The organism is Rhodococcus sp. H-CA8f (genome assembly GCF_002501585.1).
GTDB classification, from domain to species: domain Bacteria; phylum Actinomycetota; class Actinomycetes; order Mycobacteriales; family Mycobacteriaceae; genus Rhodococcus_F; species Rhodococcus_F erythropolis.
This window is the reverse complement of sequence record NZ_CP023720.1, coordinates 2,263,916-2,280,078: the sequence shown is the minus strand read 5'-3', so window position 1 is coordinate 2,280,078 and position 16,163 is coordinate 2,263,916. Positions and strand designations below refer to the sequence as shown.

The 16,163-nt window shown below is 63.9% G+C and carries 16 protein-coding genes and 1 tRNA gene; 8 read left to right on the top strand and 9 right to left on the bottom strand.

The genetic code is table 11. The annotated features are described in order from the left end of the window. The first annotated feature begins 377 nt into the window (after window positions 1-377). Together CPI83_RS10845 and CPI83_RS10840 are read left to right on the top strand one after the other, a co-directional pair. Window positions 378-1,094, top strand: a complete 717-nt coding sequence (locus CPI83_RS10845; protein WP_020908269.1) for a hypothetical protein — start codon at window positions 378-380, stop codon at window positions 1,092-1,094. 73 nt (window positions 1,095-1,167) lie between these two features. Continuing rightward, window positions 1,168-1,249, top strand: a tRNA-Leu gene (locus CPI83_RS10840). Between the two features lie 57 nt (window positions 1,250-1,306). Here CPI83_RS10840 and CPI83_RS10835 read toward each other — a convergent pair. Beyond that, window positions 1,307-2,026, bottom strand: coding sequence for an aspartate/glutamate racemase family protein (locus tag CPI83_RS10835; protein ID WP_097387204.1), 720 nt, complete (start codon window positions 2,024-2,026; stop codon window positions 1,307-1,309). Between the two features lie 195 nt (window positions 2,027-2,221). Between CPI83_RS10835 and CPI83_RS10830 the strand changes: the two genes are divergently transcribed. The 3 genes from CPI83_RS10830 (at window position 2,222) to CPI83_RS10820 (ending at window position 4,090) form a co-directional block, all read left to right on the top strand. Further along, window positions 2,222-3,199: a hypothetical protein gene (locus CPI83_RS10830; protein WP_069147358.1), complete on the top strand. Its 978-nt coding sequence runs from the start codon at window positions 2,222-2,224 to the stop codon at window positions 3,197-3,199. Window positions 3,200-3,305: 106 nt separating this feature from the next. Then, window positions 3,306-3,713, top strand: a complete 408-nt coding sequence (locus tag CPI83_RS10825) for a hypothetical protein (protein ID WP_021333455.1) — start codon at window positions 3,306-3,308, stop codon at window positions 3,711-3,713. Then, window positions 3,710-4,090 carry a DUF3817 domain-containing protein gene (locus CPI83_RS10820; protein ID WP_003945334.1) on the top strand — a complete coding sequence of 127 codons (381 nt, stop codon included), beginning with the start codon at window positions 3,710-3,712 and terminating at the stop codon, window positions 4,088-4,090. Before CPI83_RS10825 ends, CPI83_RS10820 begins: the two co-directional genes overlap by 4 nt. Window positions 4,091-4,151: 61 nt before the next feature. Here the strand turns inward: CPI83_RS10820 and rdgB are convergent, their stop codons facing one another. From rdgB to clpS, 7 genes are all read right to left on the bottom strand, one after another. Next, complete coding sequence (rdgB, locus tag CPI83_RS10815; RefSeq protein ID WP_046378799.1) at window positions 4,152-4,760, bottom strand: RdgB/HAM1 family non-canonical purine NTP pyrophosphatase; 609 nt, start codon at window positions 4,758-4,760, stop codon at window positions 4,152-4,154. Window positions 4,761-4,763: 3 nt separating this feature from the next. After that, window positions 4,764-5,549, bottom strand: a complete 786-nt coding sequence (gene rph, locus CPI83_RS10810) for a ribonuclease PH (protein WP_003945332.1) — start codon at window positions 5,547-5,549, stop codon at window positions 4,764-4,766. A 52-nt stretch (window positions 5,550-5,601) separates the two neighbouring features. Next, the gene (locus CPI83_RS10805; protein ID WP_198586368.1) at window positions 5,602-6,360 is read right to left on the bottom strand and encodes a cyclic nucleotide-degrading phosphodiesterase; all 759 of its coding nucleotides are present in this window, start codon (window positions 6,358-6,360) and stop codon (window positions 5,602-5,604) included. A 97-nt stretch (window positions 6,361-6,457) separates the two neighbouring features. Further along, window positions 6,458-7,117: a rhomboid family intramembrane serine protease gene (locus CPI83_RS10800; RefSeq protein ID WP_020908272.1), complete on the bottom strand. Its 660-nt coding sequence runs from the start codon at window positions 7,115-7,117 to the stop codon at window positions 6,458-6,460. A 92-nt stretch (window positions 7,118-7,209) separates the two neighbouring features. Further along, window positions 7,210-8,277: a P1 family peptidase gene (locus CPI83_RS10795; protein ID WP_020970034.1), complete on the bottom strand. Its 1,068-nt coding sequence runs from the start codon at window positions 8,275-8,277 to the stop codon at window positions 7,210-7,212. Next, window positions 8,274-8,864 (bottom strand): DUF2017 domain-containing protein, encoded by a 591-nt coding sequence (locus CPI83_RS10790; protein ID WP_003945318.1) that lies wholly within the window; start codon window positions 8,862-8,864, stop codon window positions 8,274-8,276. The genes CPI83_RS10795 and CPI83_RS10790 overlap by 4 nt, the downstream gene beginning before the upstream one ends. Before the next feature lie 68 nt (window positions 8,865-8,932). Then, window positions 8,933-9,244 carry an ATP-dependent Clp protease adapter ClpS gene (gene clpS / locus CPI83_RS10785; RefSeq protein WP_029255695.1) on the bottom strand — a complete coding sequence of 104 codons (312 nt, stop codon included), beginning with the start codon at window positions 9,242-9,244 and terminating at the stop codon, window positions 8,933-8,935. 121 nt (window positions 9,245-9,365) lie between these two features. On the opposite strand from clpS, the gene CPI83_RS10780 reads away from it, so the two are divergent. The 3 genes from CPI83_RS10780 to CPI83_RS10770 are packed head-to-tail and all read left to right on the top strand — an operon-like array spanning window position 9,366 to window position 13,408. Further along, window positions 9,366-10,706: a nicotinate phosphoribosyltransferase gene (locus CPI83_RS10780; protein ID WP_020970036.1), complete on the top strand. Its 1,341-nt coding sequence runs from the start codon at window positions 9,366-9,368 to the stop codon at window positions 10,704-10,706. After that, window positions 10,703-11,350: an isochorismatase family protein gene (locus tag CPI83_RS10775; RefSeq protein ID WP_097387202.1), complete on the top strand. Its 648-nt coding sequence runs from the start codon at window positions 10,703-10,705 to the stop codon at window positions 11,348-11,350. The genes CPI83_RS10780 and CPI83_RS10775 overlap by 4 nt, the downstream gene beginning before the upstream one ends. A gap of 9 nt (window positions 11,351-11,359) precedes the next feature. After that, window positions 11,360-13,408 (top strand): ATP-dependent DNA helicase, encoded by a 2,049-nt coding sequence (locus tag CPI83_RS10770; RefSeq protein WP_019749155.1) that lies wholly within the window; start codon window positions 11,360-11,362, stop codon window positions 13,406-13,408. 68 nt (window positions 13,409-13,476) lie between these two features. On the opposite strand, the gene glgP is transcribed toward CPI83_RS10770, so the two are convergent. After that, entirely contained in the window at window positions 13,477-16,077 is a 2,601-nt protein-coding gene (gene glgP, locus CPI83_RS10765; RefSeq protein ID WP_021333461.1) for an alpha-glucan family phosphorylase, read from the bottom strand. Window positions 16,078-16,163: the final 86 nt, after the last annotated feature.

Here is a 16,163-nt window from a genome sequence, read left to right as displayed (position 1 = left end):
TGCGGTGTGCTGCCCGGCTGAAGTGCTCGCGAATTCGTCGAGAGAATCGACGGAGTCAGGGCGTTCGTGCAAGACAAGGTTTACACAGAATCATGAGGATTTCCTCACGTTTGTCGGCACCCTGGAAATCTGGACTTTCGAGGCCGTGATCTTCCTCACGGGACTTCGAGAAAGTGACTCGCGAGTAGGTCGCGAACGCCCTGCCTGGGACTGTTACCGGGATTTTCAGAAACCTGAGGAACCCCTCATATTTATTGTTACCAATTCGTGACCTCCTTGACGGACGGTCGATCCCGTGCGTTCCGGGCCACCATCTGTCGGACCCCCTCGCTACGTTCAGCGCGTCCACACCGGACGACTTCTCGGGGGGAGAAAACATGAAAGACACAGACGTAGTCAGAGCGGCCGAATTCATCGGCGCCGAGCTTCCGCGCGAGGCGTGGCCGCATTGGAATCAGGGATGGCCGCGCGAGTCCGAAGCCGCCCTTCTCGACGCGATCTTCTCGTCGCGCGCCGCCTACGGAACACCGAAGACCGGAGTCCGCGCCGTCGTCGACCGTTGGCGCACACACCGCTCGGTAGCCGCAGGCGAACACCTCGACAGCTTGTCCGCTCTCGCCGCCTTCACCGACCGTGGCGACGAGCTCGCAACGATTCTCGGCAATCGCCAGCGCGTGCCGGGCAACTACTTCACCAAAGCCGAAGGCGCGGCTCGTGCGGCCAAAGCGCTCGCCGACGCCGGTTGCCGGTGCGGTGCCGACGTCGAGGACACCGAAGGCCTCCGTTCGGCAGTCGTCTCCGTTCCAGGCCTGGGCCCCAGGACCTTCGAGACGCTGGTGTTCCTGTCCGGGAAGTTGACGGCAACTTCGATAGATCTACTTGCACGGTTCGCCACCGAAGCAAGCAGTAGCGAGGAATTGTTGTCGAGCACCGACGCAGCCGAGTTGCTCGTTGCGGTTGCCGAACATCTCGATGTCGATGTTCCAACACTCACCCACGCTGCGTGGCGGTATCAACGCACGGCCGAGCAACCTCGCAGATCGAAGAAATCCACCACGCCGCCCGCAGCGGATCCACTCGCCGAAACGGCCTGAGAGCGGGCGGGCGCATCCCGACCAGGGTGGTGTGCCCGCGAGCGATTCCACTCGCGTATCCTTTGAATTCCGCGCGCGAGTGGCGGAATTGGCAGACGCGCTGGATTTAGGTTCCAGTGTCTCAGGACGTGGGGGTTCAAGTCCCCCCTCGCGCACAACGAAAAGCCCCGCCGGATCAGATCCGGCGGGGCTTTTTCGGTTCTAGATCAGGCTCAGCGCTTTCGAGCCTTGACCGGCGGGGTCATGTATGTCGTCCGGCTCGGCGTCAGCCCCAGACGGACCGAGCTCTCCAACCACGTGATCGCCGACGCCGTCGGATCCACAACCGGAACGTGAATCCCTTTGCCATGCAGCCTGTCTCGGACCGCACTGGCCACACCGAGCATCCCGGTGCAACCGAGAACGACGGAATCGGCCTCGCCGTTCTCCACTGCCGCAGACGCCTGAGCGGCCAGTCGATCGATCAGTTCCTCCCGATCGGTGAGGCCAAGCACCGGCATGTCCACGACTCGAATACTGCCCAGCCGACTATCGAGCCCATACCGCCGAGTGAGCGATCGCAGCATGGGCACGACGTTCGGCAGGATGGTCACGACACCGACGCGATCGCCCAGACTCATCGCTGTCAGAAATGACGGCTCGAAGCCGCCGACCACCGGAGCGTCGATGATCTCTCGGGCGGCATGCACTCCAGGATCGGCGAAACACGTGATGAATACACCGTCGACGCCGTCGACTGCCGCCTCTTCGACCCGCTGCACGATCCCGGGGCCGGCCAGTGCCTCGTCGTACTCGGACTCGATGCTCGCCGTGCCAGAGAGCAGTGACACGACATCGACCGTCGTGCCGGGCGCCGCCCAGTGCTCCACCTCGTCTGTCACCGCCGGAGTCAGTGTGGTGTCGATGACCGGGCGAATGACTCTGATGTGCATGAAACACTCCCCTGCTTTCGGATACACCCCGAGGTTATCGATGCAGCACAGCTGGGTGAATGTGTTCAGTGCCTGGCGTTGCGGGTGAGGATGGGCATAGCGCACATACAAGTCCATCGTCCAGATCACCGAGAAATTGCATTCATGAGTCGCAAATCTCACGCTAATCCAACTGGATGCAGTTAGATCACAGCTATGACTACGAAATTCCTTGGGCCGAACCCTTGGCCGGAAATAACTAAAGCCGTCAAGACTCGCGGCCCCCGGTACGTCGCAGTGGCCTACCTCGGCGTAGATGCGCCACGCCTTTTACCTCTGAAATCACGAGATGTTCTGGTGGTGAACGCCTCAGACCGTTCTATTCGCGCACACGCCACTTCCCCAGATGCCATCGAGGAGTTCATAGAACGTGGTGTGCGTGTCGTCTCGGTGGGCACGCTCCATGCGAAGGTCATCGCTACTGAGCTTTTCGCGGTCGTCGGATCAGCGAACGCTTCAGCTAATTCCGAGCGTGCGGATGAAGCAACAATCATCACTGATCAAAAGTCAGTGATCAATCAGGTTCGGGACTTCGTCATGAACCTGATTGCTCAGTCCACGGAACTCGACGCTAACTTCCTTGTTCACGCACGCAAGGTCTGGAATGAGGGTCAGGGGGCCGATATTGTTGGCGTCGCCGGCCAGACCACACCCGAGCCGGATTTTCTTCCCGTACCGATAACCCGAGTCTTTCTCGACGAAAGCGCCGCTTACAAGGTGTCCGAGGCCGAAAAGAAGATCCGCCGCCAGAGTAAGGTGCGAGCGCGAAGCAGCACCGGCCCTCGCGAAAAGTACTGGCTCGACTGGTACCGGTATACGGGTGCCGCGCCGTTCAGAGTTGGCGACGTCCTGTTCTTAGCTCATACGCGCACGCTCGCACGAGGTCGAGTCGATACTGTGCTGCACCCACCAGCAGTCGTGAAGTCAGATGCGATCCCCATTCCAGGAGGAAACGGTGACGTCGGTTTCGTTCTCTCCTACCGCACTGCGGACGTGGCCATTCCAATGGATGAAGCAAATCAAAGACTGAGGGATACCGGGGCATCCAACCCACGGCTCGACTATCCCCGTCAGGTTACTGGCGACATTTTGCGATCATCGCTTTTCGCACTGTGGAAAATCGATGTGACGTGAGTCCAGGACCTCCGATGTGTATCGGACACGACGATTTGAAACGCCCTACGACACCGTGTCGGAGATCGCAGGGCGAGGCACTATAGCTCTCAGGTACCGTCTTAGTGTGTCCAAGAACGCTACTAAACGCCGACCTGCGCTGATTCTGCTGGTCATCGTGTCAGCTGCCGGCTGCCTCGCGCTCGGCTGGTGGCAGTGGGAGCGCTTCGAAGCCGTCGGAGGCTCGGGACAGAATCTCGGGTACGCGTTCCAGTGGCCGCTGTTCGCGGCGTTTGTCGTGTACGCGTATCGCAAGTTCGTTCAGCTCGAAGACGTGGACCCCGAAGAGGCCGAAGCCGAGGAAGCCGCCGCGGAGCCGCGTGAGATTCCCGCCGACCTCTTGCCGCAACGCCCGCAGGCCGAGTTCGACGATGTGAACCTCGACGTCGACGACCCTGAAGCCCGCCAAATGCTGGAATACAACGACTACCTTGCGCAGCTCGCCGCTCGCGAGTCCGATAGGAGCACGACGTGAGTACCGGTTCGGAAGCGAGCATCGCTACCCCCGCAGTCAACGCAGAAAAGCAGAAGAAGGTTGCGTCGGCGCTCGTCCGATACCGCGTTCTCGCCTGGATCACCGGCCTCTGGCTGCTGTTCCTGACCGGTGAGATGGTCTACAAGTACCTGATTCTCGACAATTCGGCGGACGCACCGTCGTGGTTGTTCTACATCGGTCAGATCCACGGCCTGTTCTACATGCTCTATCTCGTGTTCACGATCGACTTGGCGATCAAGGCCCGGTGGAAGCCCGGTACGACGGTTGCCACCGCGCTCGCCGGCACGATCCCGTTCCTGTCGTTCGTGTTCGAGCACAAGCGAACCGCCCAGGTGAAGCAGGCTTATCAGCTCTGAGAGTTTCGAAAAGTAGAGCCCTGAACGCGACGCGTTCAGGGCTCTACTTTTCGGATTCGGTTCAGCCGGCCAGTGCGGACAATGCCGGAACGAGCTGTACGAGCGCGCGCCCTCGATGTGACGCCGCATCCTTCTCGGCCGGGGTGAGTTCTGCGGCAGAGCGGGTGTCGCCGTCCGGACGGAAGATGGGGTCGTATCCGAAACCCCCGTCGCCGGCTGGTTCTCGGCCGATCACCCCGCGCCATTCGCCGCGCACGACAGTCTCGTCGCCTCCGGGGATCACCAGTGCACAGGCGGAGACGAATGCCGCGCCGCGCCGCTCGTCTGGCACGTCTCCCAGCTGAGCCAGGACAAGCGCCGTGTTGGCGCCGTCGTTTCCGTGAGTGCCCGACCATCGCGCGGACAGCACGCCGGGCATACCGTTGAGTGCATCGATCTCGACACCGGAATCATCTGCGATGCAAGGCATTCCGGTTGCCGCCGCGCCGTCACGTGCCTTGGCGAGTGCATTCTCCTCGAACGTCGCACCGGTCTCGGGGGCTTCGGGGAACGGCGGCACCTCGTCGAGCCCGACCAGTTCGATTCCGTTCACTCCAGCGGCGTCGAGCACCCGGTGAAGTTCCTTCAGTTTCTTGGCATTTCGGCTGGCAACCAATACTCGTACGCTCACAGCTCAGGCACCGAACTTCTTCTTGGGTTCCGGATTCTTCGGTTCGGGTAGCACCCCGGGATACGGCTCGGCCAACGCTTGACGCTGGATCTCGAAAAGTTGCTCACAACCAGCCAGAGCGGAGTCGAGCAGCTTGTCCAGCGTCGAGCGCGGGAACGTGGCGCCCTCACCGGTTCCCTGGATTTCCACCAGCGTGCCGGTATCGGTGGCCACGACATTCATGTCGACCTCGGCGCGCGAATCCTCTTCGTACGGAAGATCGAGGCGCACTCGTCCGTCCACGACGCCGACGCTGACGGCCGCTATGCCACACGAGATGGGCTGAGGGTCGGAGAGCAGGTCGGCTGCGCGCAGGTACGTCACGGCGTCGACCAGGGCCACGTACGCCCCCGTCACTGCCGCGGTGCGGGTACCGCCGTCGGCCTGGAGGACATCACAGTCCAGGGCGATGGTGTTCTCGCCGATCGCAGCGAGATCGATGCAGGCCCGAAGTGATCGGCCGATGAGTCGACTGATCTCCTGCGTACGGCCGCCGACCTTGCCCTTGACCGATTCGCGGCCACTGCGTGTGTGCGTGGCGGCGGGAAGCATCGCGTATTCGGCTGTCAGCCAACCCAAGCCGGAGCCCTTGCGCCAGCGGGGTACACCCTCTTCGACGCTGGCCGTGCACATGACGCGAGTGTTCCCGAACTCGACCAGAACGGATCCGGCCGGATGACTGGTGAACCCCCGGGTGATCTTGACCGTGCGGAGCTCGTCGTCCGCCCTACCGTCTTCTCGTGTAGTCACCTTCGTGAGCCTAGCGGTCGCCCGGTCGGCACTGCATCGAATGTGAGGGGAATCAGATGTCGTAGACGCTTCCGGCGGAGACGGCATGGACCGGTCCGGAGAATTCGGATTTCGCTTCGGCGATCACGTCTTCGCGGGAGGTCCACGGCGGGATGTGCGTGAGGAGAAGTTCCTTGACGCCGGCGAGGGCAGCCACACGGCCGGCTTCCTTACCGGAGAGGTGAACTCCCTCGGGGCGATCCGGACTGTCGGTCCACGAAGCTTCGGAGAGCAACACGTCCGCTCCACGGGCGAGTTCGACGACGTTGTCGCACATACCCGTGTCACCGGTGTAGACGAGCACGCGGCCGTCGGCGCCGGTGATCCGGAAACCGTAAGCCTCGGGTGGATGATACATCCGACGGGCGACGACGCTCAGTTCTCCGAACGTCACCGGCTCGTTCTCGGCCCAGAGCCGGACGTCGATGGTGTCGGAGATGTCATCCATCTCGCCGGCACACTCGGCGGAGGACACTCCGATGCGGCAGGCCGTGTCGGTGGGGCCGTAAACCAGAGCCCTCCCGACCGGCGGGTTGGGGTGATAGCGACGCCAGACGAGCAGGCCGGGCATGTCGAGACAGTGGTCCGCATGAAGGTGCGAAAGCAGGATCGTCACCTCGCCCGGATCGGCGTATCGCTGCAACGCCCCAAGAACTCCCGGGCCGAAGTCGATCACGAGCGGCGGAGTTCCCGGTGCCGTGAGCAGGTATCCCGAAGCCGGTGAATCCGGACCCGTGACGCTGCCGGAACACCCCAGGACGGTCATGCGCATACCGGTCATGCTGCCACGTCTACCCGTCTGGAAAAAAGCTCTTGGTGGTTTTGGCGCGTCGAAGTCACACCGCAGCGAGGGTGTGACCCACGTCCGTTCAGAAACTCGGTGGTCGGACGGCCGGCGCCGACCCTGCGCGCTTGGCCCTCTCCCTCGACGTCAGCGCCCAGGCGGCCACCACGCCGCCGATCGCTCCGAACAGATGTCCTTGCCAGGAAACCCGTGGATCGCTCGGCAGAACGCCCCACAGCACTCCGCCGTACACGACGAAGACGGCAACACCGATCAGGATCTGTGTGAAGCTCCGTGTGAAGAACCCGCGCACCAGCAGGTAGGTGACCCAGCCGAAGATCAGCACGGACGCACCGACGTGATTCGAGTTCGAGCCGGCGAACAACCAGGTCCCGACACCGCCGATCACCCAGATGATGCCGGTCGCCGCGAGTCCGCGCGCAATTCCCGACACCAGCACGAGGAACCCGAGGATCAGGACCGGAATGGTGTTGGCAATCAGGTGAGCCCAGTCGTCGTGCAGGACCGGGGCGAACAGGATTCCCCACAGGCCGTCGAGCGTGCGCGGGGTGACGCCGGCGTTCTGGACGTTCTGACCGGAGATGACATCCACGATCTCGATCACGTAGAGCAGGATCGCGAAGCCGCCCACCAACACGGCCGACTGCTTCCACACCGAGGGCGGACCGGATTTCGGTGCCGGCGTCCGGGTGCCGAAGTCCGGATTGTTGAAATCCATCGTCATCGTGTGCGTCCTCCACCGTCGATCCGGTTTTCTGATTCGGTCACTCGCGACCAGGCTCAATTCGAGATTACCGCCGATTCCCGGAGCGCTGCCTAGAGAAATGCCGACGGAAAGAGTTCGCGGTAGCTCGGGATTCCGGCTACCGACGTGGCGTCGAGAATCGCTGTGACGATCGCACGTTCGACGACCTGCGCCGAGGCGGCACACACCGCATCGAGTATCGGCAGATCGTTCGGAAAAGCGGCCGGAACCGCGATCTCCGAATTCGGAGTGTGATCGCCGGTGGCGAGCGCAAAGATCGTGTCGCCGTCGAGCGGCGAATGCGCGGGCCGAATCGCACGAGCCAGACCGTCATGCCCTGCGACGGCGACGCGTCGGCACCCGGCTTTTGTCAAGGCGGCGTCAGTGGCGACCACACCGATCGTGGTGTTGAGGACTGTTCCCTTGGCTGCAACGGCGTTGGCCGCCGCGAGTTCGGACGCGTCGGGAAGCCTGAGCCCGAACGACTCCGCCCCGTCCGAGCCGACGCCCCACGGCAAGCCTGTTCTGGGATCGAAGACCGAACCCACCGGGTTCGCCACGATCAACGCGGAGACCGTCGTACCCTCGGCCGGGCCGTCGGCGATCACGACGCTGGCCGTTCCCACCCCACCCTTGAGCGCTCCGGCTCTGGCACCTACGCCGGCGCCGACCGTGCCCGTGGCGAATTCGCGCGAAGCGGTGTCGGCAGCGAGGAATCCGAAGTCTCCGGTCGGACGAACGGTCCAGTCCCCCACCGGCAGATCGAAGATCACGGCGCCGGGCACGATCGGTACCACCTGACCAGGAGCACCCATCGCGATCCCGCGATCGTGTTCCTCGAGCCAGCGCATCACTCCATCGGCCGCGGCAAGTCCGTAGGCACTACCGCCGGTCAACAGCACGGCATTGACCTGCTGGACCGAATGGCTCGGGTCGAGTAGGTCGGTCTCGCGGGTACCCGGACCGCCGCCGCGGACGTCGACTCCGGCAACCACACCGGCCGACGCGAGCACGACCGTGCAGCCGGTGGCTGCGCCGCTTCCGAGAGTGGCTCCCTCGTCGAGCTTGTGGTGATGGCCGACAGCGAGGCCGGCGACATCTGTCAGTGAATCAGTGGGCCCGGTCCGCGTCGTGGTCATGGCATGAGCGCCTGGACGAGGGAGTCCTGCATCCACGTCAACCAGTGATAGACGTCGAGATGCGGGGCGCGCGGGTCGTCGGGTTCGAGGCTCTCCGGGGTGTCGGCGTCGATGCCGAGATTGGTTCCGAGCGCGAGACGGACGTCGTTGAGCGAGGACAGCCACGCATCGGCCTGTTCCTGCGTGAGAACGACCTTGCCGCCGGCCTCCGGAAGCGAAGCCAACAACATGCGAGCGGACTCACGCTTGGCGTCGATGATCTCGGGTTCGTGCAAACTACGCAGCGCGCCGTTGACATTGGCGCCGGCGTCGTCGAGATCGTCACTGTCCGGAGCGACCTTGTCCGGATCGGTGCGCTGGAAGTCGGGAAGCAAACGCGCCAACACCGGATTGTCGGGCGTCTCCGAATTTCCGGTACGAAGGCCCGTCAGCGCGGCGAGCTCGTCTTGCGGCGCCGAAGACGCGCGCTCGTCGAGAAGCCCGGTCACCGACTCCACGAGCGAGCGCAGAACCGCCGCCTCGTGGCCGTCCATCTCGGACTTGAACTTCACTCCGCCGAGTGAACTCTTCCTACTCCACGTCCGCACGCGTCGGACTCCCGTCTACGAGTTAGGCGAACAAATCGGTCGAAAAAGTGCTTTTCTCAGGGCTTTTCTCAGGTGTCGTCGCGTTGCATCGTGGCCCAGAGACCGGCAGCGTGGAGGCGACGAACATCGGCCTCCATCTTGTCGCGCGAACCGCTCGAGACCACGGCCTTGCCCTCCGAATGGACCTGCATCATCAGGTCGGTGGCCTTGGCTTTGCTGTAACCGAACAACTTCTGGAACACGTAAGTCACGTAATGCATGAGATTGACCGGGTCGTCCCAGACGATGGTCACCCAGGGCCGATCTGCGGCTTCGATGGTCGCAACAGCCTCCGACTGCTCGGGCGTGGCTTGAGGAGAGGAAGCCGTAGCGCCTCTCATCGTTACGTTCGCCGAGTAAGTGCCGGACACGGTCGCGCCGCCGAAAACCATGTATCCAGGGTACGGCGCGACGAGAGGCGACAACACCCACCCACGTCGTCTCGCGCATAGAGTTGTGTGCGTGCCTACGCAAATTTCCGACATCCGCGACGCCGGTGCCAGCACCGCACTGCTCACCGATCAGTACGAACTGACCATGCTCTCGGCGGCTCTCGCCGACGGATCTGCCTTCCGCAACTGCAGTTTCGAGGTATTCGCACGGCGGCTGCCAGACGGTCGTCGCTACGGCGTCGTCGCCGGTACCGAACGCCTTCTCGACGCACTCGAGCAGTTCCGGTTCGGCGAACCGGAACTGGCGATCGTTGCGAAGTTCCTCGACGACACGACCGTCGAGTGGCTGCGCAACTATCGATTCTCCGGTGACATCGACGGCTACCGCGAGGGCGACTTCTACTTCCCCGGATCACCGATCCTCTCGGTCCGCGGAACGTTCGCCGAGTGCGTCATCCTCGAAACCTTGATTCTCTCGATCCTCAACCACGACAGCGCGATCGCTTCGGCCGCAGCCCGCATGGTGAGCGCAGCGGGCGGTCGACGGATGATCGAGATGGGCTCGCGTCGTACACACGAACAGGCCGCCGTCGCCGCTTCACGTGCCGCGTATCTCGCCGGCTTCGACGCCACCTCCAACCTCGAAGCCGCGCGGCGTCACGACGTTCCCAGCGCAGGTACCAGTGCACACGCCTTCACTCTCCTGCACACCACCGAAGACGGTCCGGACGAGGCAGCGGCATTCCGCGGTCAGGTCGCGGCACTCGGCGTATCCACCACGTTGCTCGTCGATACCTACGACATCACCGAGGGTGTGAAAACGGCTGTCGCCGTTGCCGGTCCCGAGCTGGGTGGGGTTCGCATCGACTCCGGCGATCTCGGCGTTCTTGCTCGTCAGGTACGCCAACAACTCGACGATCTCGGTGCTACCAAGACACGCATCGTCGTCTCAGGCGACCTGGACGAGTACGCGATCGCGGCTCTGCGCGCCGAACCCGTCGACTCGTACGGCGTGGGTACTTCACTGGTCACCGGATCGGGCGCGCCCACGGCAGGCATGGTTTACAAGCTGGTCGAGGTCGACGGAATCGCGGTCGAGAAGAGAAGTACCAACAAGGCATCTCGCGGCGGCGCCAAGAAAGCACTGCGCGTGGTTCGCCCGACCGGAACGATCGTCGAAGAAGTCATCTACCCTGCCGGCTCGCCCGCTCCGGTTTCCGAGGCGGACGGCGCGACCGAACTGCTGATCCCGTTGGTTCGCGAAGGCAAGGTCGTCGAGAGCGCACCGACGCTCGAAGAGAGCCGCGCAGTTCTGAAGGCCGGGCTCGTGAGCCTGCCGTGGGAAGGACTCAAGCTCTCGCGCGGAGACTCGGCTGTGCCCGTTCGATTCTCCGGAGGTGAGCACCAGTGAGTGCAAAAGCACTGATCGTCGTCGACGTTCAGAACGATTTCTGTGAAGGTGGCGCTCTCGCGGTCGGCGGCGGTGCTGCGGTTGCGGCGGCCGTCAACGATTTCGTCAACTCCCACGAGTACGACGCCGTAGTCGCGACTCGCGATTTCCACATCGATCCTGGGGCGCATTTCTCCGAGACCCCAGACTTCGTCGACAGTTGGCCGATTCACTGCGTCGTCGGGACGGCCGGCGCCGAGTTCCATCCGGCGTTCGACGCTTCCGTCGCCGGTTCGGCGATCTTCTCCAAGGGCGCCTACAGCGCGGCCTATTCCGGTTTCGAAGGAGCAGCCGAGGACGGCACGACGCTCGAGGACTGGCTCCGCGCCCACAAGATCACCGACGTCGACGTGATCGGCATTGCCACAGATCACTGCGTCAAGGCCACGGCCATCGACGCGGCGCGCGCGGGATTCGCCACGACGGTCCTTCTCCCCTTCACCGCAGGTGTGTCGACTGCCACGATCGAGTCGGCATTGGTACAGATGCAGGAGGCGGGAGTGCAGCTGATCGGGCGAGACGAGGCGTCGTCGGAAGAAGACTCGAATGCCGGGGAACTACCCCGGGAATCATCCGTGGACGTTTCTGACGTAGGGATCCATTAACCTTCGTGGGTGGCCGATCAACTCCCGAACGTTCCCGAACTGCTCCAGACAGCGGTGCGGTCGCTCGGCGGTGCCGAACGAACCAGTCAGCTGACGATGGCGTCGGCCGTGGCGCACTCGATCGACACGGGCGAGCATCTGGCCGTCCAGGCCGGCACCGGTACCGGTAAGTCACTCGCCTACCTCGTTCCGAGCCTGCGCCATGCGGTCGAGTCTGGGCGCACTGTGGTCGTGTCCACCGCCACCATCGCGCTTCAGCGCCAGCTCGTCGATCGAGATCTGCCACGGCTGGCCGATGCACTGAAGAAGCCACTCGGCCGGCGCGCCGAGTTCGCTATCCTCAAGGGCCGCAACAACTACCTGTGCATGAACAAGATCCACACCGGCGCGTCCGAACAGCCGCCCGAGGACGAGTTGTTCGATCCGTTCACGGTCTCGCGTCTGGGCCGGGAGGTCGTCCGCCTCACCGAATGGTCCTCCGACACCGAAACCGGTGATCGTGACGAATTGGTGCCGGGCGTATCCGATCAGGCGTGGCGGCAGGTCAGCGTCACCTCCCGCGAGTGCATCGGAAAGAACCAGTGCCCGGTCGGTGAGGACTGCTTCGCCGAGCGCGCCCGCGTCGAGGCGTCGAAGGCCGACGTCGTCGTCACCAACCACGCACTGCTCGCTATCGACGCCATCACCGGCATCCAGATCCTCCCTGACCATGACGTCGTGGTGATCGACGAAGCCCACGAGTTGGTCGACCGCGTCACCGGCGTTGCCACGGCCGATCTCACAGCTTCGTCGATCAGTGCCGCGGCCAGGCGTTGCGGCAAGATCGCCGAAGAGCAGGACGCCGACCGACTCGAAGCTGCCGGCGAGGGTTGGGCTGGACTCCTCGAGGAATTGCGTCCAGGTCGATGGGAAGGCCTCCCGGACGGTGCGGCGCCCGCACTGGCCGCGATACGCGACGCGGCCTGGTCGCTGCGCACCGCGATCGGTCCGGCCAAACCGGGCATGGCAGCCGCAGACCCCGAAGCCGCTGCAGCCCGCAACGCTGCGCTCTCGTCCGTCGACGACGTCCACGACAGTGCCGTGCGCATTCTCACCGCTTTCGACGAACCAGACCCGGCCAAACGCAAGGACGTCGTCTGGCTGTCCTCGGACGAGTTCCGCGGATCGGTGCGGCGCTCCGTCCGGATGGCTCCGCTCTCCGTCGGCGGATTGCTGCGCTCGCGACTGTTCGCCGAATCCACCGTCGTTCTCACTTCCGCGACACTGACCGTCGGCGGATCGTTCGACGGTCTCGCCGTCAACTGGGGCCTTCCCGCGGAATCGTCGGTGCGACCCGACTCGGGTACCGCCATCGGCACCGAAGCACCTTCTGACGCTTCTGCTTTCCGCTGGAACTCGCTCGACGTCGGGTCGCCCTTCGACCATGCCAAGGCCGGCATCATCTACATTGCCCGCCACCTGCCCACGCCCGGCCGCGACGGCCTCTCCCCGGTCTATCTCGACGAGATCGCCGAACTTGTCGAGGCTGCCGGCGGACGCACCCTCGGCTTGTTCTCCTCGATGCGCGCCGCCAAAGCCGCATCGGAGGCGATGCGCGAACGCCTCGACACCCCGATCCTGTGCCAGGGCGACGACGCCACCGGCACCCTCGTCAAGGCCTTCGCCAAGGACGAACCCACGTCACTGTTCGGCACGTTGTCCCTGTGGCAGGGCGTCGATGTCCCTGGCCCATCGCTCAGCCTCGTCATCTTGGACCGGATTCCGTTCCCGCGCCCGGACGATCCACTGTTGATGGCTCGCCAACAAGCCATCGAATCCCATGGCGGTAACGGCTTTCTCAGCGTCTCGGCCAATCACGCGGCGCTGCTCCTGGCACAGGGCGTGGGTCGCCTGCTTCGCAGCACCGACGACAAGGGCGTGGTGGCCGTGCTCGATCCGCGTCTGGCCACGGCGAGATACGCGGGTTACCTTCGCGCATCGCTGCCGCCCTTCTGGGAGACGACCAACCCCGAAGTCGTCCGCAAGGCGCTCACCCGCATCCGTGACTCACGCCCCTGAGCCAGTTCTCACGCTGGCACAATTCTGCCCCGGTACCGACCGAACGGACCGGGGCAGAATGCAATACGTCAGACGCTCGGAGTGGTCACCAACCCGAGTTCGGACGCATCGACCAACAACCGGTGATGCGGCAGCACCCGCACGGTGTATCCCACGGAACCGGAGACCGGAAGTGCAACCTCGGCTTCGAAGATCTCGGTTCCGTCCTCGGCGCCGAAGTGTGTCATCGGGAACGTCACCACGTCGGTGAGTTCCTCGCCCGGACTGACGCGTCCCAGGACTGCCTGGACCTGGACATCCGAGACCGACAAGCCGCCGAGGCGGACCTTGGCCTTCAACGAGATGGTCGCACCGATCTCCGGAGTGTCCGGCAAGCCGGAACCGTCCACCTGCTCGACGGCGACGGACGGCCACTGCGATTCGATGCGACGACGGAACTCGGCCACCTCACGCGCGCCGGCAAAATCGTCCGCCACTACCGCTCGAGCTGATTCCGCCGAAGGGGCGTAGTAGTCGACGGCGTAGTCACGAACCATGCGTGATGCCAACACCTTCGGGCCCAGATTCTCGAGGGTGTGGCGAACCCTCTCGACCCAGCGTGTCGGCAGATCGGCTGCATCACGGTCGTAGAACGTCGGCAGTACCGCGTGCTCGAGAAGTTCGTAGAGGGCGCTGGCTTCCAGATCGTCACGCCGCACGTCGTCGAGAACACCGTCGGCCGTCGGAATGGCCCACCCGTTCTCGCCGTCGTACATCTCGTCCCACCATCCGTCGCGAATGGAGAGGTTGAGTCCACCGTTGAGCGCGGACTTCATGCCGGAAGTGCCGCACGCCTCGAGTGGGCGAAGTGGGTTGTTGAGCCACACGTCGCAGCCCCAGTAGAGGTACCGGGCCATCGACATGTCGTAGTCGGGCAGGAAAACGATGCGGTGACGCACATCCGCTTCGTCGGCGAACCGTACGACCTGCTGGATGAGTGCCTTACCGCCGTCGTCGGCGGGGTGCGACTTACCGGCCACCACCAACTGCACCGGACGCTTCTCGTCGAGCAACATCGCACGCAGACGCTCGGGATCACGGAGCATCAGCGTCAACCGCTTGTACGTAGGCACGCGCCTGGCGAATCCGACAGTCAAGACGTTGGGATCGAAAACTCCAGTGGTCCAGCCGAGTTCAGCTTCGGTCGCGCCGCGTTCGAGCCACGACGCTCGGACGCGACGACGGACTTCGTCGACCAACTTGCCGCGCAACGCATTACGTGTTTCCCACAGTTCGGTGGCCGACAACTCGTGTAGGCGCTCCCAACCGCGCGCTTCTTCGAGCTGCTCCTGCCCCACGATCCGCCTGGCCACGTCCATCCACTCCGGCGCAGCCCACGTCGGAGCGTGGACACCGTTGGTGACCGATCCGATCGGCACCTCGTCGGCGTCGAATCCCGGCCAGAGTCCGTTGAACATGTCGCGACTGACGATGCCGTGCAACTTCGAGACGCCATTGGCTCGCTGGCCCAAGCGAAGACCCATGTGCGCCATGTTGAAGATCGACGGATCGGATTCGCGCCCCATCCCGACGATGCGGTCGACGGTCAGTCCGGGAAGCAAACTCGATTCGTTCTCGCCGTTCGCTCCGCCGAAGTAGTGACGGACCAGATCCGCCGGGAAGCGGTCGATTCCGGCGGGAACCGGAGTATGCGTCGTGAAGACCGTTCCGGCGCGGACCGCGGCCAGAGCCGAATCGAAGTCCAGACCGCTGGTGGTCACAAGTTCCCGAATCCGTTCGATGCCGAGGAATCCGGCATGCCCCTCGTTCATGTGGAAAACCTCGGGATCGGGCAATCCGTACGCCGCGGTGTAGGCACGCACCGCGCGGACGCCGCCGATACCTGCGAGGATCTCCTGCTTGATGCGGTGATCCTGGTCCCCACCGTAAAGACGGTCAGTGACGCCGCGCAGATCCGCGTCGTTCTCGGAGATGTCGGAATCGAGCAGCAGCAACGGCACTCGTCCGACCTGAGCGATCCACACTCGCGCACGCAGCACTCGTCCACCGGGCATCGCGACGTGAATGACGACCGGTGATCCGTCGTCGGAAGTCGGGCCTGCGTCCGTCAGCAAACGAAGAGGCAACCCTTGAGGGTCGTGCGGCGGGTAGTGCTCGGCCTGCCAACCGTCGGCGGTCAGCGACTGGCGGAAGTAGCCGGATCGGTAGAGCAGTCCGACGCCGATGAGCGGCAGCCCGAGGTCGGACGCGGCCTTGAGGTGATCGCCCGCGAGGATGCCCAATCCGCCGGAGTAGTTGGGCAGAACTTCGCTGACTCCGAACTCCATGGAGAAGTACGCAATTCCGCCAGCCAACGATGTGCCCTTGGCCTGCTGGGACTGATACCAGCGCGGCGTGCTCAGATAGGCATCGAGATCGGCTGCTGCAGTGTCGAGGTCACCGAGAAATGCCTCGTCACTGCTGAGTTCGTCGAGACGGGTGGGGTTGACTTCCCCGAGCATGCGGACCGGATCGAACTGGACTGCTTGCCAGAGTTCGGGGTCGAGTCGCGAGAACAGATCCTGTGTCTCGGGATGCCACGACCACCGAAGGTTGGTGGACAGGGGGCCGAGCGCGGCGAGGCGCTCCGGAATGTGGGCTCGGACAGTGAACCGACGCAAGGCTTTCACCCCGCGAACCCTAGTCGAGTTCCTTGCACTCTGTCCGGTGGAACCGAACGCCCGAGCCGACCTGACCACCGACAGACCCGAATTCG

What these genes read in the sequence shown, in the direction of transcription:
- CPI83_RS10845 (WP_020908269.1), top strand. Translation starts at nt 378, where the DNA reads ATGAAAGACACAGACGTAGTCAGAGCGGCCGAATTCATCGGCGCCGAG.
- CPI83_RS10835 (WP_097387204.1), bottom strand. Translation starts at nt 2,026, where the DNA reads ATGCACATCAGAGTCATTCGCCCGGTCATCGACACCACACTGACTCCG.
- CPI83_RS10830 (WP_069147358.1), top strand. Translation starts at nt 2,222, where the DNA reads ATGACTACGAAATTCCTTGGGCCGAACCCTTGGCCGGAAATAACTAAA.
- CPI83_RS10805 (WP_198586368.1), bottom strand. Translation starts at nt 6,360, where the DNA reads ATGCGCATGACCGTCCTGGGGTGTTCCGGCAGCGTCACGGGTCCGGAT.
- CPI83_RS10800 (WP_020908272.1), bottom strand. Translation starts at nt 7,117, where the DNA reads ATGACGATGGATTTCAACAATCCGGACTTCGGCACCCGGACGCCGGCA.
- CPI83_RS10795 (WP_020970034.1), bottom strand. Translation starts at nt 8,277, where the DNA reads ATGACCACGACGCGGACCGGGCCCACTGATTCACTGACAGATGTCGCC.
- clpS (WP_029255695.1), bottom strand. Translation starts at nt 9,244, where the DNA reads ATGAGAGGCGCTACGGCTTCCTCTCCTCAAGCCACGCCCGAGCAGTCG.